The sequence below is a fragment of the Ruegeria sp. C10 genome, from assembly GCF_056537805.1.
The window spans coordinates 532,955-548,005 of the sequence record NZ_JBQFSC010000001.1; the positions used below are offsets into that span (position 1 = coordinate 532,955).

13 protein-coding genes and 1 tRNA gene are annotated in these 15,051 nt (G+C 55.6%); 8 read left to right on the top strand and 6 right to left on the bottom strand.

Going from position 1 to position 15,051, the window contains the following annotated elements; genetic code table 11:
* Window position 1: 1 nt before the first annotated feature.
* The 5 genes from ACR0DE_RS02390 to ACR0DE_RS02410 all read right to left on the bottom strand — a co-directional run bounded on the left by ACR0DE_RS02390 (window position 2) and on the right by ACR0DE_RS02410 (window position 4,545).
* Window positions 2–622 (bottom strand): HAD family hydrolase, encoded by a 621-nt coding sequence (locus ACR0DE_RS02390; protein WP_170393944.1) that lies wholly within the window; start codon window positions 620–622, stop codon window positions 2–4.
* Between the two features lie 141 nt (window positions 623–763).
* Entirely contained in the window at window positions 764–1,219 is a 456-nt protein-coding gene (locus ACR0DE_RS02395; RefSeq protein ID WP_170511868.1) for a YaiI/YqxD family protein, read from the bottom strand.
* Complete coding sequence (gene sthA, locus ACR0DE_RS02400; protein ID WP_480751602.1) at window positions 1,216–2,676, bottom strand: Si-specific NAD(P)(+) transhydrogenase; 1,461 nt, start codon at window positions 2,674–2,676, stop codon at window positions 1,216–1,218. Before sthA ends, ACR0DE_RS02395 begins: the two co-directional genes overlap by 4 nt.
* A 3-nt stretch (window positions 2,677–2,679) precedes the next feature.
* Complete coding sequence (gene fghA / locus ACR0DE_RS02405) at window positions 2,680–3,513, bottom strand: S-formylglutathione hydrolase (RefSeq protein ID WP_170562027.1); 834 nt, start codon at window positions 3,511–3,513, stop codon at window positions 2,680–2,682.
* Window positions 3,514–3,615: 102 nt separating this feature from the next.
* Window positions 3,616–4,545 (bottom strand): AEC family transporter, encoded by a 930-nt coding sequence (locus ACR0DE_RS02410; protein WP_480706139.1) that lies wholly within the window; start codon window positions 4,543–4,545, stop codon window positions 3,616–3,618.
* 161 nt (window positions 4,546–4,706) lie between these two features.
* Between ACR0DE_RS02410 and ACR0DE_RS02415 the strand changes: the two genes are divergently transcribed.
* Complete coding sequence (locus tag ACR0DE_RS02415; protein ID WP_170407287.1) at window positions 4,707–5,324, top strand: TetR/AcrR family transcriptional regulator; 618 nt, start codon at window positions 4,707–4,709, stop codon at window positions 5,322–5,324.
* Window positions 5,325–5,374: 50 nt separating this feature from the next.
* Here the strand turns inward: ACR0DE_RS02415 and ACR0DE_RS02420 are convergent.
* A tRNA-Leu gene (locus ACR0DE_RS02420) sits at window positions 5,375–5,459 on the bottom strand.
* A gap of 768 nt (window positions 5,460–6,227) precedes the next feature.
* Between ACR0DE_RS02420 and ACR0DE_RS02425 the strand changes: the two genes are divergently transcribed.
* The 7 genes from ACR0DE_RS02425 to ACR0DE_RS02455 all read left to right on the top strand — a co-directional run bounded on the left by ACR0DE_RS02425 (window position 6,228) and on the right by ACR0DE_RS02455 (window position 15,012).
* The gene (locus tag ACR0DE_RS02425) at window positions 6,228–6,641 is read left to right on the top strand and encodes a hypothetical protein (RefSeq protein WP_170732694.1); all 414 of its coding nucleotides are present in this window, start codon (window positions 6,228–6,230) and stop codon (window positions 6,639–6,641) included.
* Between the two features lie 2 nt (window positions 6,642–6,643).
* Window positions 6,644–8,644, top strand: coding sequence for a dynamin family protein (locus tag ACR0DE_RS02430; RefSeq protein WP_170393929.1), 2,001 nt, complete (start codon window positions 6,644–6,646; stop codon window positions 8,642–8,644).
* A gap of 8 nt (window positions 8,645–8,652) precedes the next feature.
* Entirely contained in the window at window positions 8,653–10,302 is a 1,650-nt protein-coding gene (locus tag ACR0DE_RS02435) for a dynamin family protein (RefSeq protein WP_170393927.1), read from the top strand.
* A gap of 25 nt (window positions 10,303–10,327) precedes the next feature.
* Window positions 10,328–10,729, top strand: coding sequence for a hypothetical protein (locus ACR0DE_RS02440; RefSeq protein WP_170393925.1), 402 nt, complete (start codon window positions 10,328–10,330; stop codon window positions 10,727–10,729).
* 22 nt (window positions 10,730–10,751) lie between these two features.
* Window positions 10,752–11,615, top strand: coding sequence for a hypothetical protein (locus ACR0DE_RS02445; RefSeq protein ID WP_480751606.1), 864 nt, complete (start codon window positions 10,752–10,754; stop codon window positions 11,613–11,615).
* A 68-nt stretch (window positions 11,616–11,683) separates the two neighbouring features.
* On the top strand, window positions 11,684–13,726 hold the full coding sequence (locus ACR0DE_RS02450) for a dynamin family protein (protein ID WP_480751608.1): 2,043 nt from the start codon (window positions 11,684–11,686) through the stop codon (window positions 13,724–13,726).
* A complete protein-coding gene (locus ACR0DE_RS02455) occupies window positions 13,723–15,012 on the top strand; it encodes a dynamin family protein (protein WP_480751610.1) in 1,290 nt (429 codons plus the stop codon). Before ACR0DE_RS02450 ends, ACR0DE_RS02455 begins: the two co-directional genes overlap by 4 nt.
* Window positions 15,013–15,051: the final 39 nt, after the last annotated feature.

Sequence of the window (15,051 nt, forward strand, 5' to 3'; positions counted from 1 at the left end):
GCTATGCGGCCTCTTCAGCGGTCAGCAGCCCCTCAGAAACCAATCGATCCGCCCAACCCTGCGGATCGATGAAGTGATGCGTTTGCCATCCGCGCGCCCTTGCTGTTTCGATATTCTCGATCCTGTCATCTGCAAACAAAAGCGCCGAGGGAGGGATGCCGCAATCGGCCTCAACCATTTCGTAAATTGGCATATGAGGTTTGACCGTCTTCATCCGACCCGAGACGTATTGACGATCAAACTCATTCAGAAACGGATAAACAGTAGTGGCATAGTCAAAATTCTGAACCCCAAAATTCGTCAGGGCAAAAACCGGGATCTTCTTGGTCCGCAACGCGCGCAGCAGTCGCGCTGAATGTGGGATCTCGGGCGCGGCCAGTTCGATCCAGTTGTCATGCCACATTCGGATTTCATCGTGCCATTCCGGGTACTTGTCCGCCCAATTGTAAATTGTATCCGTGAAATGATGGCCCTGATCTACCAGATCATTCATCCCATGCAGATCGACCTCGTCAAACATGGCGCGACGACGATCCTCGCCGATTACTCGATCATAATAGCGCTCGGGCTGCCACTCGATCAGCACATTTCCGATGTCAAAGATGACGGCTTCAATGGCCATGACTTAATCCCATACCAGTTCAATCACAACGACTGAACCAAGCGCAGGTCAGAGATGCAAGCGCCAACCGCAGCGCCGCACGCGCTGCCCAGCCCAACGGAAGGATATGCATCTTTGATGCGTCTCTGACCGGCGGGAGCACTACCTGCGAAGGGCAGCGCGTATCTCGCGCTCAAGCGCATCTAGAAAACGCGACCGGTCGGCTTTGCTAAATGGTTTTCCCCCGCCACCTGTCCCCAGCGGATTTGCCGCGCGAAGGTCTGCCATCAGATCGCGCATTGCCAATTGCTGACCGATATTGGCCGCAGTGAAAGCCTCACCACTGGGCCGAAGCACGCGTGCTTCGGCTTCAATACACTTGGCGGCCAGCGGTATATCAGAGGTAACGACAATATCGCCGGTGCCGCAGCGTTCGGCAATCCACTTATCCGCCTCATCTGCTCCCGAGGCGACGATCACGACTTGCACCAACGGGTTGGCAGAGGGGCGTAGCCCTCCGTTTGAGACCAGAACCATCGGCACCTTATGCCGGGTTGCCACCCGTTCAGCCTCGGCCTTGACCGGGCAGGCATCCCCGTCGATGTAAAGCGTCGTCACGCCTCTTTGACCTTTGGTTCTGACTTCGCCTTTGGCGTCGATTTGCGCACCTTGAATTCGTCCGGAATGGGCATCCGGTTAAAGGCATCCAGCCCCGCGATTTTGTAAGCTTCGGCAAGGGTCGGATAGTTGAACGTGTTCTGCACAAAGTAATCCACCGTGCCTTTCAGGTTCAGCACCGCCTGCGCGATATGGATCAGCTCGGTTGCGCCTTCGCCGACAATCTGAACCCCTAAGACCCGGCGGGTCTTGAGCGAGAACAGCATCTTCAGCATGCCATGCTCCAACCCCATGATGTGCCCGCGCGAGGTTTCGCGGAACCGGGCCACACCCACTTCGTAGGGAATACCACGCTCCTGCAGTTCTTCCTCGGACATCCCGCAGGTTGAGATTTCGGGGACCGAGTAGATCCCATACGGATACCAGGGGCTTTCCGGCAGGGTTGGAGTCTCCAGCGCATGACAGGCCGCGACCCGTCCCTGTTGCAACGAAGTTGAGGCCAACGACGGATGCCCGATGACGTCTCCGGTGGCATAGATATGCGGCACCGAGGTCTGATAGGTCTTGCGGTCCACACTGATACGATCGCGATGATCCGTTTCAATGCCAACCGTATCCAGGTTCAGCGCCGAGGTTGCCCCCATCCGCCCGGCTGCAAACAGCAGCATCTCGGCCCGGACGTGCCGCCCATTGTCCAGCGTGATCTCAACATGGCTACCGGCGTCTTCTATTTTCTCGACGGCTGCACCCAACCGCAGATCGACGCCATTTTCACGGATCTGATGTGTGAAATCGTGGATAAGTGTCTTGTCGATGAAATCCAGAAACGTCTCGCGCGGTTCGATCAACGTCACCCGGACATCAAGCGCCGAGAACATAGTTGCATATTCAACGCCGATCACGCCCGCACCGATCACGCAGAGCGAACGCGGGATTTCCTCCATCTCAAGGAAATCATCCCCATCGACGACAGTTTTGCCATTGAAAGGCACGTAATCTGGCCGGTAGGTCTTGGTGCCGGTGGCGATCAGGAATTTGGCTGCTGTCAGACGCGTGGATTCGCCTGCATCCGTAGCCACCTCGATCTCGTGTGGCCCCGTGAACGTCGCCAACCCGTTCAGCGTTTCAACATGGTTGCGGTTGAACTGATGCTCCAGCACATCGACCTCATGATCGAGTGTCATGTGTAGCCGTGCTTTCAGATCCTCTGCGCTGATCTGATCCTTGACCCGGTAGGAGCGCCCATAAAAACTGCGCTCGCGCCAGCCTGACAGGTTCAGCACCGTTTCTCGCAAGGTTTTCGATGGGATCGTGCCGGTATGAACAGAGACACCACCAAAACGATCTTTGCGGTCAATCACCAGCACCCGGCGCTGCAATTTGCCTGCCTGAATCGCCGCTGCCCGGCCTGAAGGGCCCGAGCCGATGATGATCAGGTCATAGTCATATTTGCTCATGCCTCAGTCCCCATACAGCGCTTCGGCGTGGAAGGTGATGTGATCCTCCATAAAGGTGGACACGAAATAGTAGGAATGGTCATAGCCGGGCTGCAGTCGGTAAGTGGCCTGCTGGCGACGCTCGGCAATTGCCTGCGCCAGTGCCTCCGGGCGCAACAGATCCATAAACTGATCGTTTGCACCGGTGTCGATCAGGACCGGTCCGTCAAAGCCTGTGCTTTTCATCATCGCCGACGCGTCATGCTTGGCCCATGCGGTCTCATCATCGCCCAGATACGCGCTGAGTTGCTTGCGGCCCCAATCCGCCCCCATTGGGTTCGAGATCGGCGAGAAGGCCGAAACAGACCGGTAACGCCCGGGCAGGTTCATCGCCAGCGTCAATGCGCCATGCCCACCCATCGAATGTCCTGTGATGGCCTGACGATCAGGATCAATCGCAAAGTTCTCGGCCAGAAGGGCCGGCAACTCTTCGGCAACATAATCCCACATGTTGAAGTGAGGCGTCCAAGGGCCTTGCGTGGCATTGACATAGAACCCTGCGCCTTGGCCAAGGTCATAGTCTTCGTGATCTGCCACGCCTTCGCCGCGTGGTGAAGTGTCGGGGAACACCAGCGCAATGCCCTGTTCGGCCGCCCAACCCTGGGCACCCGCCTTCGTCATGGCATTTTCATGGGTGCAGGTCAGGCCCGACAGATACCACAGAACAGGAACGGGGCCGTCCTTGGCTTCGGCTGGAAGAAAAAGGCCAAATGTCATATCACATTTGCAGGCCGAGGAAGCATGGCGATAAACGCCCTGCACACCACCAAAACAGGCATTTTCCGAAAGGGTTTCCATCAAGCTGATCCTTACGTTGTGTCCGGGCCATGGCTACCGCTCTGCAGCGTCGGCGTAAAGTGCAGCCACCTCTGGAAAGCTCATTTTTCGAAAAGGTGAAGATCAGAATCCGCTGACCCATCCTATCGCCAGCGGGACGGTCAGAATGCTGGCGATGGTAGATAACAGGATGGCAGCAGATGCCCGTTGCGGGGCCACACCGTAGTGCGCAGCCAGCATGTAAACATTGCCTGCAACTGGTAAAGACGCCGCCGCGATTGCGACCATCGCAGGGAATGAGGCAACCGGGATCAGCCAAATCACCATAAGTGCCACGATAAACGGATGCAGCACCAGTTTGCAAAAACTCAACCAGCCCGCGATCTGGATGCGCTCGGCCGATTTGTCTGCCAGTGACGCCCCGATGGCAAACAGCGCCCCCGGCGTAGCCGCACCGCCCAGAATTGTCAGAAAATCATTAAGCGGGGCTGGTACAGGCACCTCTAACGCAGACCAGATCAATCCGGCGGAGATTGACAAGATCATGGGGTTTCTCAGCAGGCCAATCCCGATCAGGCGCATCGTCCCCAGGCTGAGTCGACCATCGCGGCCACCGTTGATCAGGATCACGATCAATGAGGAAAACACAACCAGATCAACCGTCAGCACCAACATCACTGGACCTATGGCAGCATCGGAGAATAAAAGCGCAAGCATGGGCAGGCCCAGAAACCCAACATTGCCAATAGCAGCACATTGCGCCTCGACCGCGGCGGTGGGGATGTCCAGCCCTCGGAGATAAGCGATAGCCGTCGCCAGCGCATAGACGCCAGCAGTGCCGATCAGATACCCGAGAACCAGCCGACCGTTGAAAATTTCGGCAAAGGGCAGGGTGGCGGCAAACCGGAATAGCATAGCCGACAAAGCAAAGAAAAACACGAACTTGGTTAGATATGCTGTCGCCTCGGGAGGGAAAAACCGGCTGCGTCCGGCCCAGAACCCCAGGCCGATGATTGCGAAAAAGGGGAGAGTGCGCAGAAATATCTCGACCATGGCAACGTGTTAACATGGCTGGTCAGGCTCGCAAGGTTGACGCACGGTCGGCGGTACGATTGAAGCCGTAACGTTGTGCCAAAACCGCTATCGGAGTGAAAAGCGTTGAAACTGAACCGAACGGTTTATAGTGTTGCAGGATATCGCAATCCGGAGACACCATGACCCAAGCCGCCACCATCCTGCGTACAGGCCGTAAATTCGACCAGGTGTTACGTGGGGCCCGAGAGGTTTTCATGGCGGATGGGTTTGAAGGTGCAAGCGTCGATGACATCGCGCGTGCGGCGGGTGTTTCGAAGGCAACGCTATACAGCTATTTCCCCGACAAGCGACTGTTGTTCACCGAGGTTGCCCAGACCGAATGTCGCCTGATGTCCGAGCGCATCCTGTCGATGATCGATGAGACCAAGCCAGCCCGCGAGGTGCTGACGATAGCAGCCACTCAGCTTACGGCTTTTCTCGTCTCGGACTTCGCGCAACAGGTCTTTCGCATATGTGTGGCCGAACGCGACCGATTCCCCGAGCTTGGTAAAGCGTTTTATGAAGCAGGACCGAGGAACGGCCAACGCCAGATGGCCGAATATTTGACCAAGGCGGTTAGCAAAGGTGAGTTGGCGGTTGAAGACGTCAACATCGCGGCCGAGCAGTTTTCTGAACTGTGCAAAGTCCGACTATGGGGCCGCGCGGCGTTCGGTATCCAAAATCGATTTGACCAGAACGAAATCGACGAGGTCGCATTGCAGGCCGTCGACATGTTTATGGCCCGCTACGGCGTTTGAACTGCGTAAGTTCGCCAGCGATAAGTCACATTGATGGTAAGAAGTCGTGTTGGTGCGGGTGGAGGGACTTGAACCCCCACGCCTTGCGGCGCCAGAACCTAAATCTGGTGCGTCTACCAATTTCGCCACACCCGCAACCCGATGCCGAAGCACCGCGACGACGCGCTGAATAGCAAAGCTTTTGAATGAGTGCGAGAGGTAAAATCAAGCGAGAGGGCAGTTTATTATCATCTCGCTGGAAACAATCTTTTGCCCAAGTAAGTTTAACCAGAACTCGCATGTGCCAAATGTTAAAGAACGTGCCTTGGACAATGAGAATGCGGTTTGGCCAGTCTTTCCAGCACGAACAGTGCTCAGGTGCTGGTTTTGGTCGTAATTTCACCTGTGTGAAGGCCCGTTTTCTGGTCCTTCTTTTTGTTTCCATTTAGCGAACATTTATCGCAATATTTCTCTTTATCTTAAACTCGCATACGTTGAGCCGCTGAAAGACTACTTTGTGTGGGGCACATTTCAAAAAAGTGTAACTTGAGGTGAGTGGTTTCGTATCGAATTTCAATCAGAGGTTCCTTCGATCACAGAAATAGAAATTATTTTTATATATTTCAAAAACGTAAGAAGCAGCATGTAAATCCTTGACGCCACGGAATCTCGGACTTTTTAACAAGCAATCAAAGCCATAAAAACTTGGGCAACTCGTCAACGTCGTGGCTTACACTCTCATAGGTTGAGGTATTTCTATGAGACGCCATCATAATTGTGCCACATTTCAAACGCCAAAATATCCTATTCGCGTCAAAATAACACCGCGGTAATCGTAATTGATTGGGCGCAGGAGTTAATGAGTCTTTTTGCCTTCTGGCACCGTGCGAGTTTCTGCTCAACTCCAGAACAAGGGTCTCTGTCGTGACCAACCAGATCAAATCCGTTGCTTCCGAGCAAGACGCTGTCAGCCTTGCGCGTGAAAGCTTTATTGGCGAACTGAAAACCCTGAACCGTCAGCACCCTGGCACAGGATTCGGCGTCGCTCTTCGTACGCATTCGGGCAATCGCTACTTGCTGGCTAATGCCCGCATGCCGCTGCCTGCCAACAAAACAGATGATTTTCCGACCGGACGCCGTGTGGCTTGTTTGGAAAATGGTGAAGGCTTCAGTTCAATCGAAGTTCTGGCTGATTCTTTCGCATATGAATCGATTTCACCGCGAACCGAGGCCGCAATCCTCGGCAACGCGCTGGACCTGATCGCACGAATCGACACGCTTGCAAGCCTGCCTGACGGGGCAGGGGACCACATCGCTGCAACTGGTACCGGAGGCTGACCATGGCGCGTAACGACCACCTTCTGTCTGTCGGAAACGAGTCCCTGTCTGAGATGACAGAGGCAATGACTTCGTTGACGACACAGATCGACCAATTGACAGAGGTGGCGGATGCGCGGTCTTCCGCACGGCTGGCTGCGCTCAAGACCAAAATGGAGAATTTTACCGCCAGTGTCACGATGGTGGGGCAGGTGAAGGCCGGCAAATCCTCGATCGTGAACATATTGGCCGGGCGGCCAAATCTTTTGCCTTCGGATGTGAACCCGTGGACCTCGGTGGTTACAACGCTGAACATCAACACCCGCACAGAAGGCGACACCCGTTCCAAATTCACATTCTTCGAGCAGGAAGAATGGGACAATCTGATGGTTGGCGGCGGTCGTCTGGGCGAGTTGGCCAATCGAGCCGGTGCCGATGATGAGATGGACGATATTCGCCGTCAAATCGGCGAGATGAAGGCCAAATCAGAAGAGCGGCTTGGGAAGCACTTTGACCTGATTCTCGGTCAGAGCCACCAGTATGATTATTTCGACGATGAACTGATTCAGCGATATGTCTGCCTCGGGGATGAGGATGACCCGGATATCGACCCCAAGACGGGCCGTTTCGCCGATGTGACTAAATCGGCCGAGCTGTTCATGGATATCCCGCAATATCCGATCTCTCTCAAGCTCTGCGATACCCCAGGTGTGAACGATACCTTTATGGTACGCGAACAAATCACCCTACGCAGCCTGCGTGGATCAGAGGTGTGTGTTGTTGTTTTGGCTGCCAGCCAGGCGCTGACCACGATGGACATGGCGCTAATGCGGATCATCGCACAGTTCGAGAACCGCCAGATCATCCTGTTCGTGAACCGCATCGATGAATTGTCAGACCCGGTCAATCAAGTGCCTGAGATACGTGATCGTATTCAAGACACACTGAAACAGAACAACATAGACGCCAACACCAGCGTTGTTTTTGGCAGCGCTCTGTGGGCCGAGGCTGCGCTGACCGGAAACCCGGACATTCTAACTGAGGAATCGCGCGAGGCGTTGAACACCTTCTATCTGGCGGCTGGATTTGGCGATCAGGCTGCATCGCTGGATAAGATCTGGGCGCTATCAGGATTGCCTGATCTGCTGCTCGCCATGAATGAGCGTATCGCTGAGGGTGCAGGAACGCGTCTTTTGGATCGCGTTCGCCATCGGGCGCGCAACATCGCCAGCCAGATCCGGGCTACTGCAGTGGCCAAGACGCTGTCAAACTCCGACGGTATCGTTCGGGATCTGGACGGTGCGTCGCCCGAAGAAGCGATCGCAAAGGTTTCGGCTGAGTACGAAAAGAAAGCCTCGGAACTGACAACCAAGCTTCGCGACAAGGTATTAGAGCGACTTGCGTCTGCAGAAGCAAATTTTGTCAAACGTGCGACGGATTCTCTGATCTCACATCTGGAACAGAATGGTGAGCAGGGTACATGGCAATATGATCCGGCAGGTCTGCGCACCTTGCAGAAGGCGGCATATTTCAGCTTTGCCCGATCCATGCGTAAGGATGCCGGTGCTCTGTATTCGGCTGCTGCAGCGGATGTCGAGGCACTGTATCAGAAGCTGCTGGGCAACCACTTAGGTGAATTCAACATCGAAGCCCCGATCGTGCCGCGTGTACCCCCGCCATTAGGGATTGGCCGCACAATCGCACTGGACCTGCAGAGCACATGGTGGCGACGTTGGTGGCAACGCCGCAAAGGGTTTGAAGCTTATGCCGCAGACTATACGCGACTGATCGCGTCGGAGGCGAACTCGATCACCAAAGACATCGAGGAAAACCAGATCGCCGCCGTCTTAGAGAACGTGCGGGCCACGTTGACCGACTTTATTGCCGAACAGAAGGACACGCTGCTCAGCATCTCGCAATCGCCTGAAAGGGCTGCGGCCCAGATGGCCGAGCAGAAGCCGCAGAAATCACGTGACGATATTCTGGGCGATATCCTGAAAGACCTTAGTAACGAAGCAGCATAAGAAGAGTTATGGTAAAAGAATCACAAACCCGCTTCGTCTCTCCCAAGGCTTGGAACCGCATCGAGCAGTGGTCCCGCCGCAAACCTGTGTTTGCGCTCATGGGGGAATTCAGTGCAGGCAAATCGACGTTGATGAATTTCCTGCTGCGCAAACAGGCACTGCCGACGCAGGTCACAGCGACGCAACTGCCGCCGATCTGGTTCAGCTGGGGCAATCGACCCGCCTATATCAAACGCCATGATGGTAGTACGCAGAATATCGAATTGGATCAGCTTGAACAGGTTGGTGTCAACGACGCCCAGTTCATTCGCATCTTCCTTGAAGCCGATATTCTTGAGGCGGTCGACCTGATCGACACACCCGGCATTTCGGACCCGAAGATTTCGACGGATGTCTGGCAACGCGCAGTTGGCCAGGCCAATGGTGTGTTGTGGTGCACACACTCGACCCAAGCTTGGCGCGAGACTGAACGTGCCACTTGGGTTTCGCTGCCAGAACGTCTGCAGCACAAGTCGCTGCTATTGGTGACGCGCGCAGATGCCTTGAATCAGAAAGACCGTCAAAAGGTCTTACGCCGTGTAAATCGGGAGGCGGGTCATTTGTTCAATCGCACGATCCTGTTCTCGGCCCGTGATGCCATCATGGCCCGTGACAAAACCGGCGACGCCGAGTTGTGGTCACGCAGCGGCGGCGGCAAGATGGTCGACAGTTTCCTTGAGATCACTGAGCAGATCATGGACAGCCGTGCGGATATGCTGTCGCGCTATCAAATTGACAAATCCCTGTCAGACGCACCCAAAGTTCAGCCATCGCGGCCCGAGAAAACCTCTGGCGATGCACCGCTGAAACTTGTCACGCCGATGGAAGATGACTCTGCCGAGAATGATGTGGTTACAAGTTTCCCGGTACGCCCTGCCCGCGTGGAGCGTCGCACCGAGGAATCCGGACAGGCGCGGATTGATGCAGAAGAAGCCGAGCGGATGCGCGCGGAAATGGCGACCGAAGCGGAGCCTGCTGATGAAGACTTACGTGCCTTGTTCTCTGACAAGACGGAAGATCCGCTGGATTTGAACCTCTTGGCAAACCCCATCACCGACGTGGATGAGTTTGATTTCATGGATGACGATGATGAGGAAGAGCAGGAAGATGCCGAACTGATCGTCTTGGGCGAAGAAGAGGACGAAGCGGAAGCAGTCGAAGCTGCGGACACCGAACAAGAGCCGTCGGAAGACGCCGAAGAATCATCAGATATCGAAGTATCGGTTTCGTCGATTACGGCCCTGTTGGCGGAACAGTCGGAAAACTCGGCAGACGAATATGAACCGGAGCCCGAATCGAATGCGCTGGCTCCAAACCGCGTCGTATCAATGGTGGGTGAAGCTGCTGCCGAAGAGATTGAAGATGCAGCCGATGACAAGGCAGATGATTTGGGCGATCGCCTCATAGAAACGCCACTCAGTGCTGCAGCAATGTGGGGTGAAATCGTGGCGCGTGAGAACCTGCCTGACGATGCAAATGGCCTGAAAAGCGCCTTTGCAGCATTCTTGTCCGAGTTTGACCAGATTGCGTTGGAACATGACGCTAAGCGGAATCAAGACATACCGCGCGCCGTTTCTGAGGCTCGCAAAAACGGCGGAGCGGAGTGGCATGCGATTTAGATTAAACCCGAAGGTGGGCATCTGAATGTCGATTGAATCTGCTCTGGCTTCGGCCATCGAAACCATACCCGACTGCATCGCAGCCGGGTATGTCGACATGGAGACCGGCATGTTATTGGGCGTCGACGCGTCGGACCAAGACAGCGCTGATGCGCTCGAAAATCTCGCACTTGCAGTAGCTAATCTGTTTCAGGGACGCGGTATGAAGGGATTCGAAGAACTTCTGCGTGCGGCAAAAATCGACGATACTGAACACCCCGGATTTGGGGAAATCGCGGTGTTCTCAAACGACCGGCTGCACATCTTTCTCAGGACAACAGAATATCCTGATCACGTGGTATGCTATATCTGCCGCGACAGCGCGAATGTCGGGCTGGCGCTTACGAAATCACATCTCAGCCTCGGGCCGGTGGCGGCCGCGGTGTAGACGGGACCAGAGGGGGTCACGCATGATGGATAGTGAAATACTGGATATGCTCGAAGGGATCGGGCGGACTTCGGTCGCGCGCTTATCGCCTGCAATCTACCTATCGGGTAGCAGCGCACTGTTACGCCGGAATGAGGTGCTGGGGGCCATCCGGGGCACGATCTTGCCTCGGCGTTTGGAATTTACGGCGGCTGACGGGGCAACTTTGGCTATCGAAGTCAACAGCTCTCGGGTCACCGACGTATTCCGCTGTGCTTCGGGCCCTGTCCCGGATTTTGAAACCGAAGCACGCGAAAAACTGATCGAACGACTGGCGCAAGTGGTGTCGGAAATTGCAACGGCACCCGGCCCGCTTGAGTTGGTTTCTCTGCGCCCGGATACGGCGCTTGAGGCTGATGACGTAGGGGTTACCTTTTCGGAGGTCGAAGCGGCCTGCGCGCGGATTGAACTAATCGAAGAGCCGCGCATGGCCATCGTTTCCGACCAGACCTTAGAACCGGAAGCCCAGCCAGAAACTGCGTCACAAGGCGCCACCAGTATTGCCGGTAAATTCTTTGAGGGCGCGGATCGGTTCGCATTAGGTCGAATACTGATTAGGTCGACTGAAGACGAGATGCAATTTGACGGGTTGTGTGCGCAGGGCCAAGACGCACATCCGGACACGGATATATTGGCCCGATTCACCCGGGATCTGGCGGGATGGCAGGCCGATGGTTCCGATGCTTTAACTGATCCACAGCTGATCGTCATTCGCCCGACAGGTGGACAAGGCGCGGGTCTCGCCATCTTGTGCGACGGTCAGGAAACCGCCGCCGCCGTTCATGACGCCCGCAAGCTGGGCGCTGTCGTCAACCTATGGAAAACATTGAATAGCGCCGTTGAATAACCGCGTTCCTGCCAAATAGTGTCCACTTTGCAAAGTTAAAAAAAATACGAGTTACCAGGGTAAATCTTATGAGTGAGTTAAACCGCCGCGAGCTTATTCGCATCGCAGAAGACATGAACGGGACGAGCAATGACGAAACGCGTCACTTCATCTCGCGCATCGTTGACGACTTGTCGAACCTCAAGCCTTCGATAGCATTCGTAGGTCAAATCAAGGCCGGAAAATCGCGCTTGATCAACGGTTTCACCGGGCATGCAGAATATCTACCCTCGGACGTGAACCCATGGACGACAGTGATCACCGACATGCATTTCGGTCATCCGTCCGGTCGGACGTCGGGCGCCGAGTTTCATTTCTTCGACAATCGCCAATGGCAGGCCCTGATCGCCGAAGGTGAAGAGTTGCGCAACATGTTCCCTGATGAAGAGGACAGCTACAAGCGCGAGATGATCGAAGAGCAGGTCGAGGCAATGAAAACCCGCGCCAAGCTACGCTTGGGGGAAAGCTACAAACACCTTCTTGGCGAGCATCACGATCTGGATGAATTGACCTCGGATGACCTAGCGCGCTATGTCTGTGCCGGGGATGACCCGACAGATGAAGACCAGTATGACCCCGGTTCAGATCGGGGCCTTTACAGCGACATCACCCGTAAGGCCGAGGTCTATTTTGACATTGGCCATTTTCCGTATCCGGTGACAGTCACAGACACACCCGGTGTCAATGACCCGCTGCTGATCCGTGAAGAGATCTCGCGCCAGTATCTCAAGGAATCCGACTTTTTCGTCGTCGTGCTGTCTGCGCATCAGGCGTTGTCACGGGCCGATCTGAAGCTATTTCGCCTGATGCAAGCGCTAGAGCTTGGTCAGATCGTGGTCTTCATCAACCGCGTGGACGAATTGGGTGGTGGCGCCGAAGATGCCGGCAAGGTGCGCACTGACGTATTGGATGGGCTCGAACAGGCGCTTGGCAACTCGGAGATTGACGTTCTGATGGGCAGCGCCCAATGGGCCCATTATGCGCTGACCGGGGATGAAACCGGAATCGACCATGATCAGATATTGGCGTGGCTGCGGGCGCATCCCGAACAGATGAAGCAATATCTTGACGGCGTCGAAGAGATCAAACAAGGCCCCGGCCCCATCAGCCGCGAAGGTGTATTGCGATTTGCCGCGATGATCGCGTCGGGCCTGCCCGATCTGCGCCGTCATGTGACCAAAGCCCTGACCGAAGGACCGCGCCAAGAACAGCTTAATATTGCGTGGCAGCACCTCAACAGTTTTGCCCAAGGTGAGCTTGAGCGCAGCACTGCGCGGCTTCGTGCGATTGAAGAAAAGGATGGTCCCGACACAGCGGATGTCGAAGAAAACAACAAAACGCTTTCTGAGTTGCGCGCGCTAGTTGAAGATAAATCTAAGGCCATCACCAACGATATGGACGATGTACTGGCCAATTTGCGAGGTGTTATGGATGACACCGTCGCCGAGGCTGTCTCGATCGTTGTGCGCGGCCCTGATGGGCAATCGCCTTTGCTGGCCAAAGACGGAGATACCGAGCTGAACTTTACGCCTCTGCGTGAGCGAATGCGCGAGCTTGTCCAGGGCGCGACCCAGGTGGTGCGGCAGCGCATGCTTAGTGAGCTTTACGCAATCGATATGCAGACCAATGCTGCTTTGCGCGCCTTGCCCGGATGGCAGGAGCCCGTGGACAATCGCATGAATACCAGCGCGGTGCGTTGGTTCCGTCCGAATACAAGCGCGCTGACGCGTGGCATTACGGTTGAGTTGCGTGTGACATGGCTGTCGCGACTGATATCGCGTCGCAGTGTGTTGAACCGCGCCGAACGGATGATCGTTCAAGAGTTTGAGATGATCGGAGACGATCTTGTAGATACCGCCAGAAGCGACCTGATCGAACGGATGAAAACCGTTCTTGACCATTATATGGCGCTGCTGGCCGGGCATCTGGAACATCGCGCAGGCCCCGGTGGGTCGAACGCGCGCGCCGAAGCGCAACGTGCGGTTGACCAAGCGCGGCGCATCAGCGATGAACTAGGGGCGGTGCACGGAACTGCACCCGTGGACACTCGACAGGCAGAGGCCGCAGAATGATTGAATTCCCCGGAACCGAGAAGGAAGTGCGCCAGCTAGAGCGTTTCCTGACCGCCACCGAAAATGCACCCTCATCGGCAGAGCTGGATGATATGCGCGCCCGCGCGCTGGCCCATGCCGAGCGGCTTTCGAACGCGGTTTCCATTGGTTTTGCCGGGGAGTTTGGAGCCGGAAAGTCCAGCCTTGCCAACATGCTGGCGGGGGCAGACATTCTGCCCACCGGGCCGCAGCATCTGAAATTGCCCCTGGTCATCGTGGCCTATGCCGATACGCCTGAGACAACCGTTGGTTGGTGGGACAAGGAACCCAAAGTCTATTCCGGTATAGCGCTGGAAAAGGCAGCGGCGGATGAACCCGATTTCATCTCGGTCGGGTTGAATACCCCTGCCCTGCAGGAGATTTCGCTGTTTGATTTGCCCGGTGCCGGTGCACTGGATGATACCTACAAACAGACTCTAAATTTGCTCGACTATGTGGATTGTGCGATCTGGTGCACCAATGGCACCAACGCCTGGCGTGAAACCGAACGCCATTTGTGGTCGCAGGTCCCTCAAAAGCTGCGCGATAACAGCTTGTTGGCTGTAACACATGCCGATTTGCCTCCGGTGCGGGATGCTCTGGATCGGGTAGTCGCACGCCTGAACAAGGAGAAGGGCGATTTGTTTCGCGCGGTTGTGACCATCGGCACACCGGTAGCGGTACGGGCCATGGAACAAGAGCCTGAACCCGACTTTGCTTTGTGGGAAACCTGTGGCGGGCAGAACTTGGCAGAACAGGTTTTGCACATAGCCTCTGATCACCGTCGCCATGATCTTGAGGCCGCCCAAAAAGATCTGGCTGAAGAGTTTATGCCTTATCTGGAGAACCTTACTGGTGCGGCTTCGACAGATCGCGCTGAGGCCGACGGCAATACTGTGCAGGCAAGCCTAGAGGCCGCCCTGCCCCCCCTGGACAATCCGATCCTTGAAGACTGGCTTGCGGCCATCGCCAGCATTTACAACGATCTGCGTGAAAGCTCGGATATTGAACCGGCGGCCTTCCTGCAAAGCTGTCAGGAAATCGTCGAGGATTTTGCCGAAAGGTTAGAATCTGGTACCGAAATCGATCCCAAAGCAGACTGGGTTCCGGCCGAGTTTGAAAAGGCCACTGACCTGTTGCTGTTGCTGCAGTTTGAAACCGGGGACGCACCGCTGAAGGATGCAATAAGCATTCTCGCACAACTCAGCGACAATCTGGCTTGGGCGGGCAGCTCTGTTGCGTCGGCGCCCCCAAAAACCGGCACATAAGTTTTTCCCGCTTGAATTGAGCCGCATCGCAGCGATTCG

What these genes read in the sequence shown, in the direction of transcription:
- ACR0DE_RS02445 (WP_480751606.1), top strand. Translation starts at nt 10,752, where the DNA reads ATGATGGATAGTGAAATACTGGATATGCTCGAAGGGATCGGGCGGACT.
- sthA (WP_480751602.1), bottom strand. Translation starts at nt 2,676, where the DNA reads ATGAGCAAATATGACTATGACCTGATCATCATCGGCTCGGGCCCTTCA.
- ACR0DE_RS02450 (WP_480751608.1), top strand. Translation starts at nt 11,684, where the DNA reads ATGAGTGAGTTAAACCGCCGCGAGCTTATTCGCATCGCAGAAGACATG.
- ACR0DE_RS02410 (WP_480706139.1), bottom strand. Translation starts at nt 4,545, where the DNA reads ATGGTCGAGATATTTCTGCGCACTCTCCCCTTTTTCGCAATCATCGGC.
- fghA (WP_170562027.1), bottom strand. Translation starts at nt 3,513, where the DNA reads ATGGAAACCCTTTCGGAAAATGCCTGTTTTGGTGGTGTGCAGGGCGTT.
- ACR0DE_RS02430 (WP_170393929.1), top strand. Translation starts at nt 6,644, where the DNA reads ATGGCGCGTAACGACCACCTTCTGTCTGTCGGAAACGAGTCCCTGTCT.
- ACR0DE_RS02455 (WP_480751610.1), top strand. Translation starts at nt 13,723, where the DNA reads ATGATTGAATTCCCCGGAACCGAGAAGGAAGTGCGCCAGCTAGAGCGT.
- ACR0DE_RS02415 (WP_170407287.1), top strand. Translation starts at nt 4,707, where the DNA reads ATGACCCAAGCCGCCACCATCCTGCGTACAGGCCGTAAATTCGACCAG.
- ACR0DE_RS02390 (WP_170393944.1), bottom strand. Translation starts at nt 622, where the DNA reads ATGGCCATTGAAGCCGTCATCTTTGACATCGGAAATGTGCTGATCGAG.
- ACR0DE_RS02435 (WP_170393927.1), top strand. Translation starts at nt 8,653, where the DNA reads ATGGTAAAAGAATCACAAACCCGCTTCGTCTCTCCCAAGGCTTGGAAC.
- ACR0DE_RS02440 (WP_170393925.1), top strand. Translation starts at nt 10,328, where the DNA reads ATGTCGATTGAATCTGCTCTGGCTTCGGCCATCGAAACCATACCCGAC.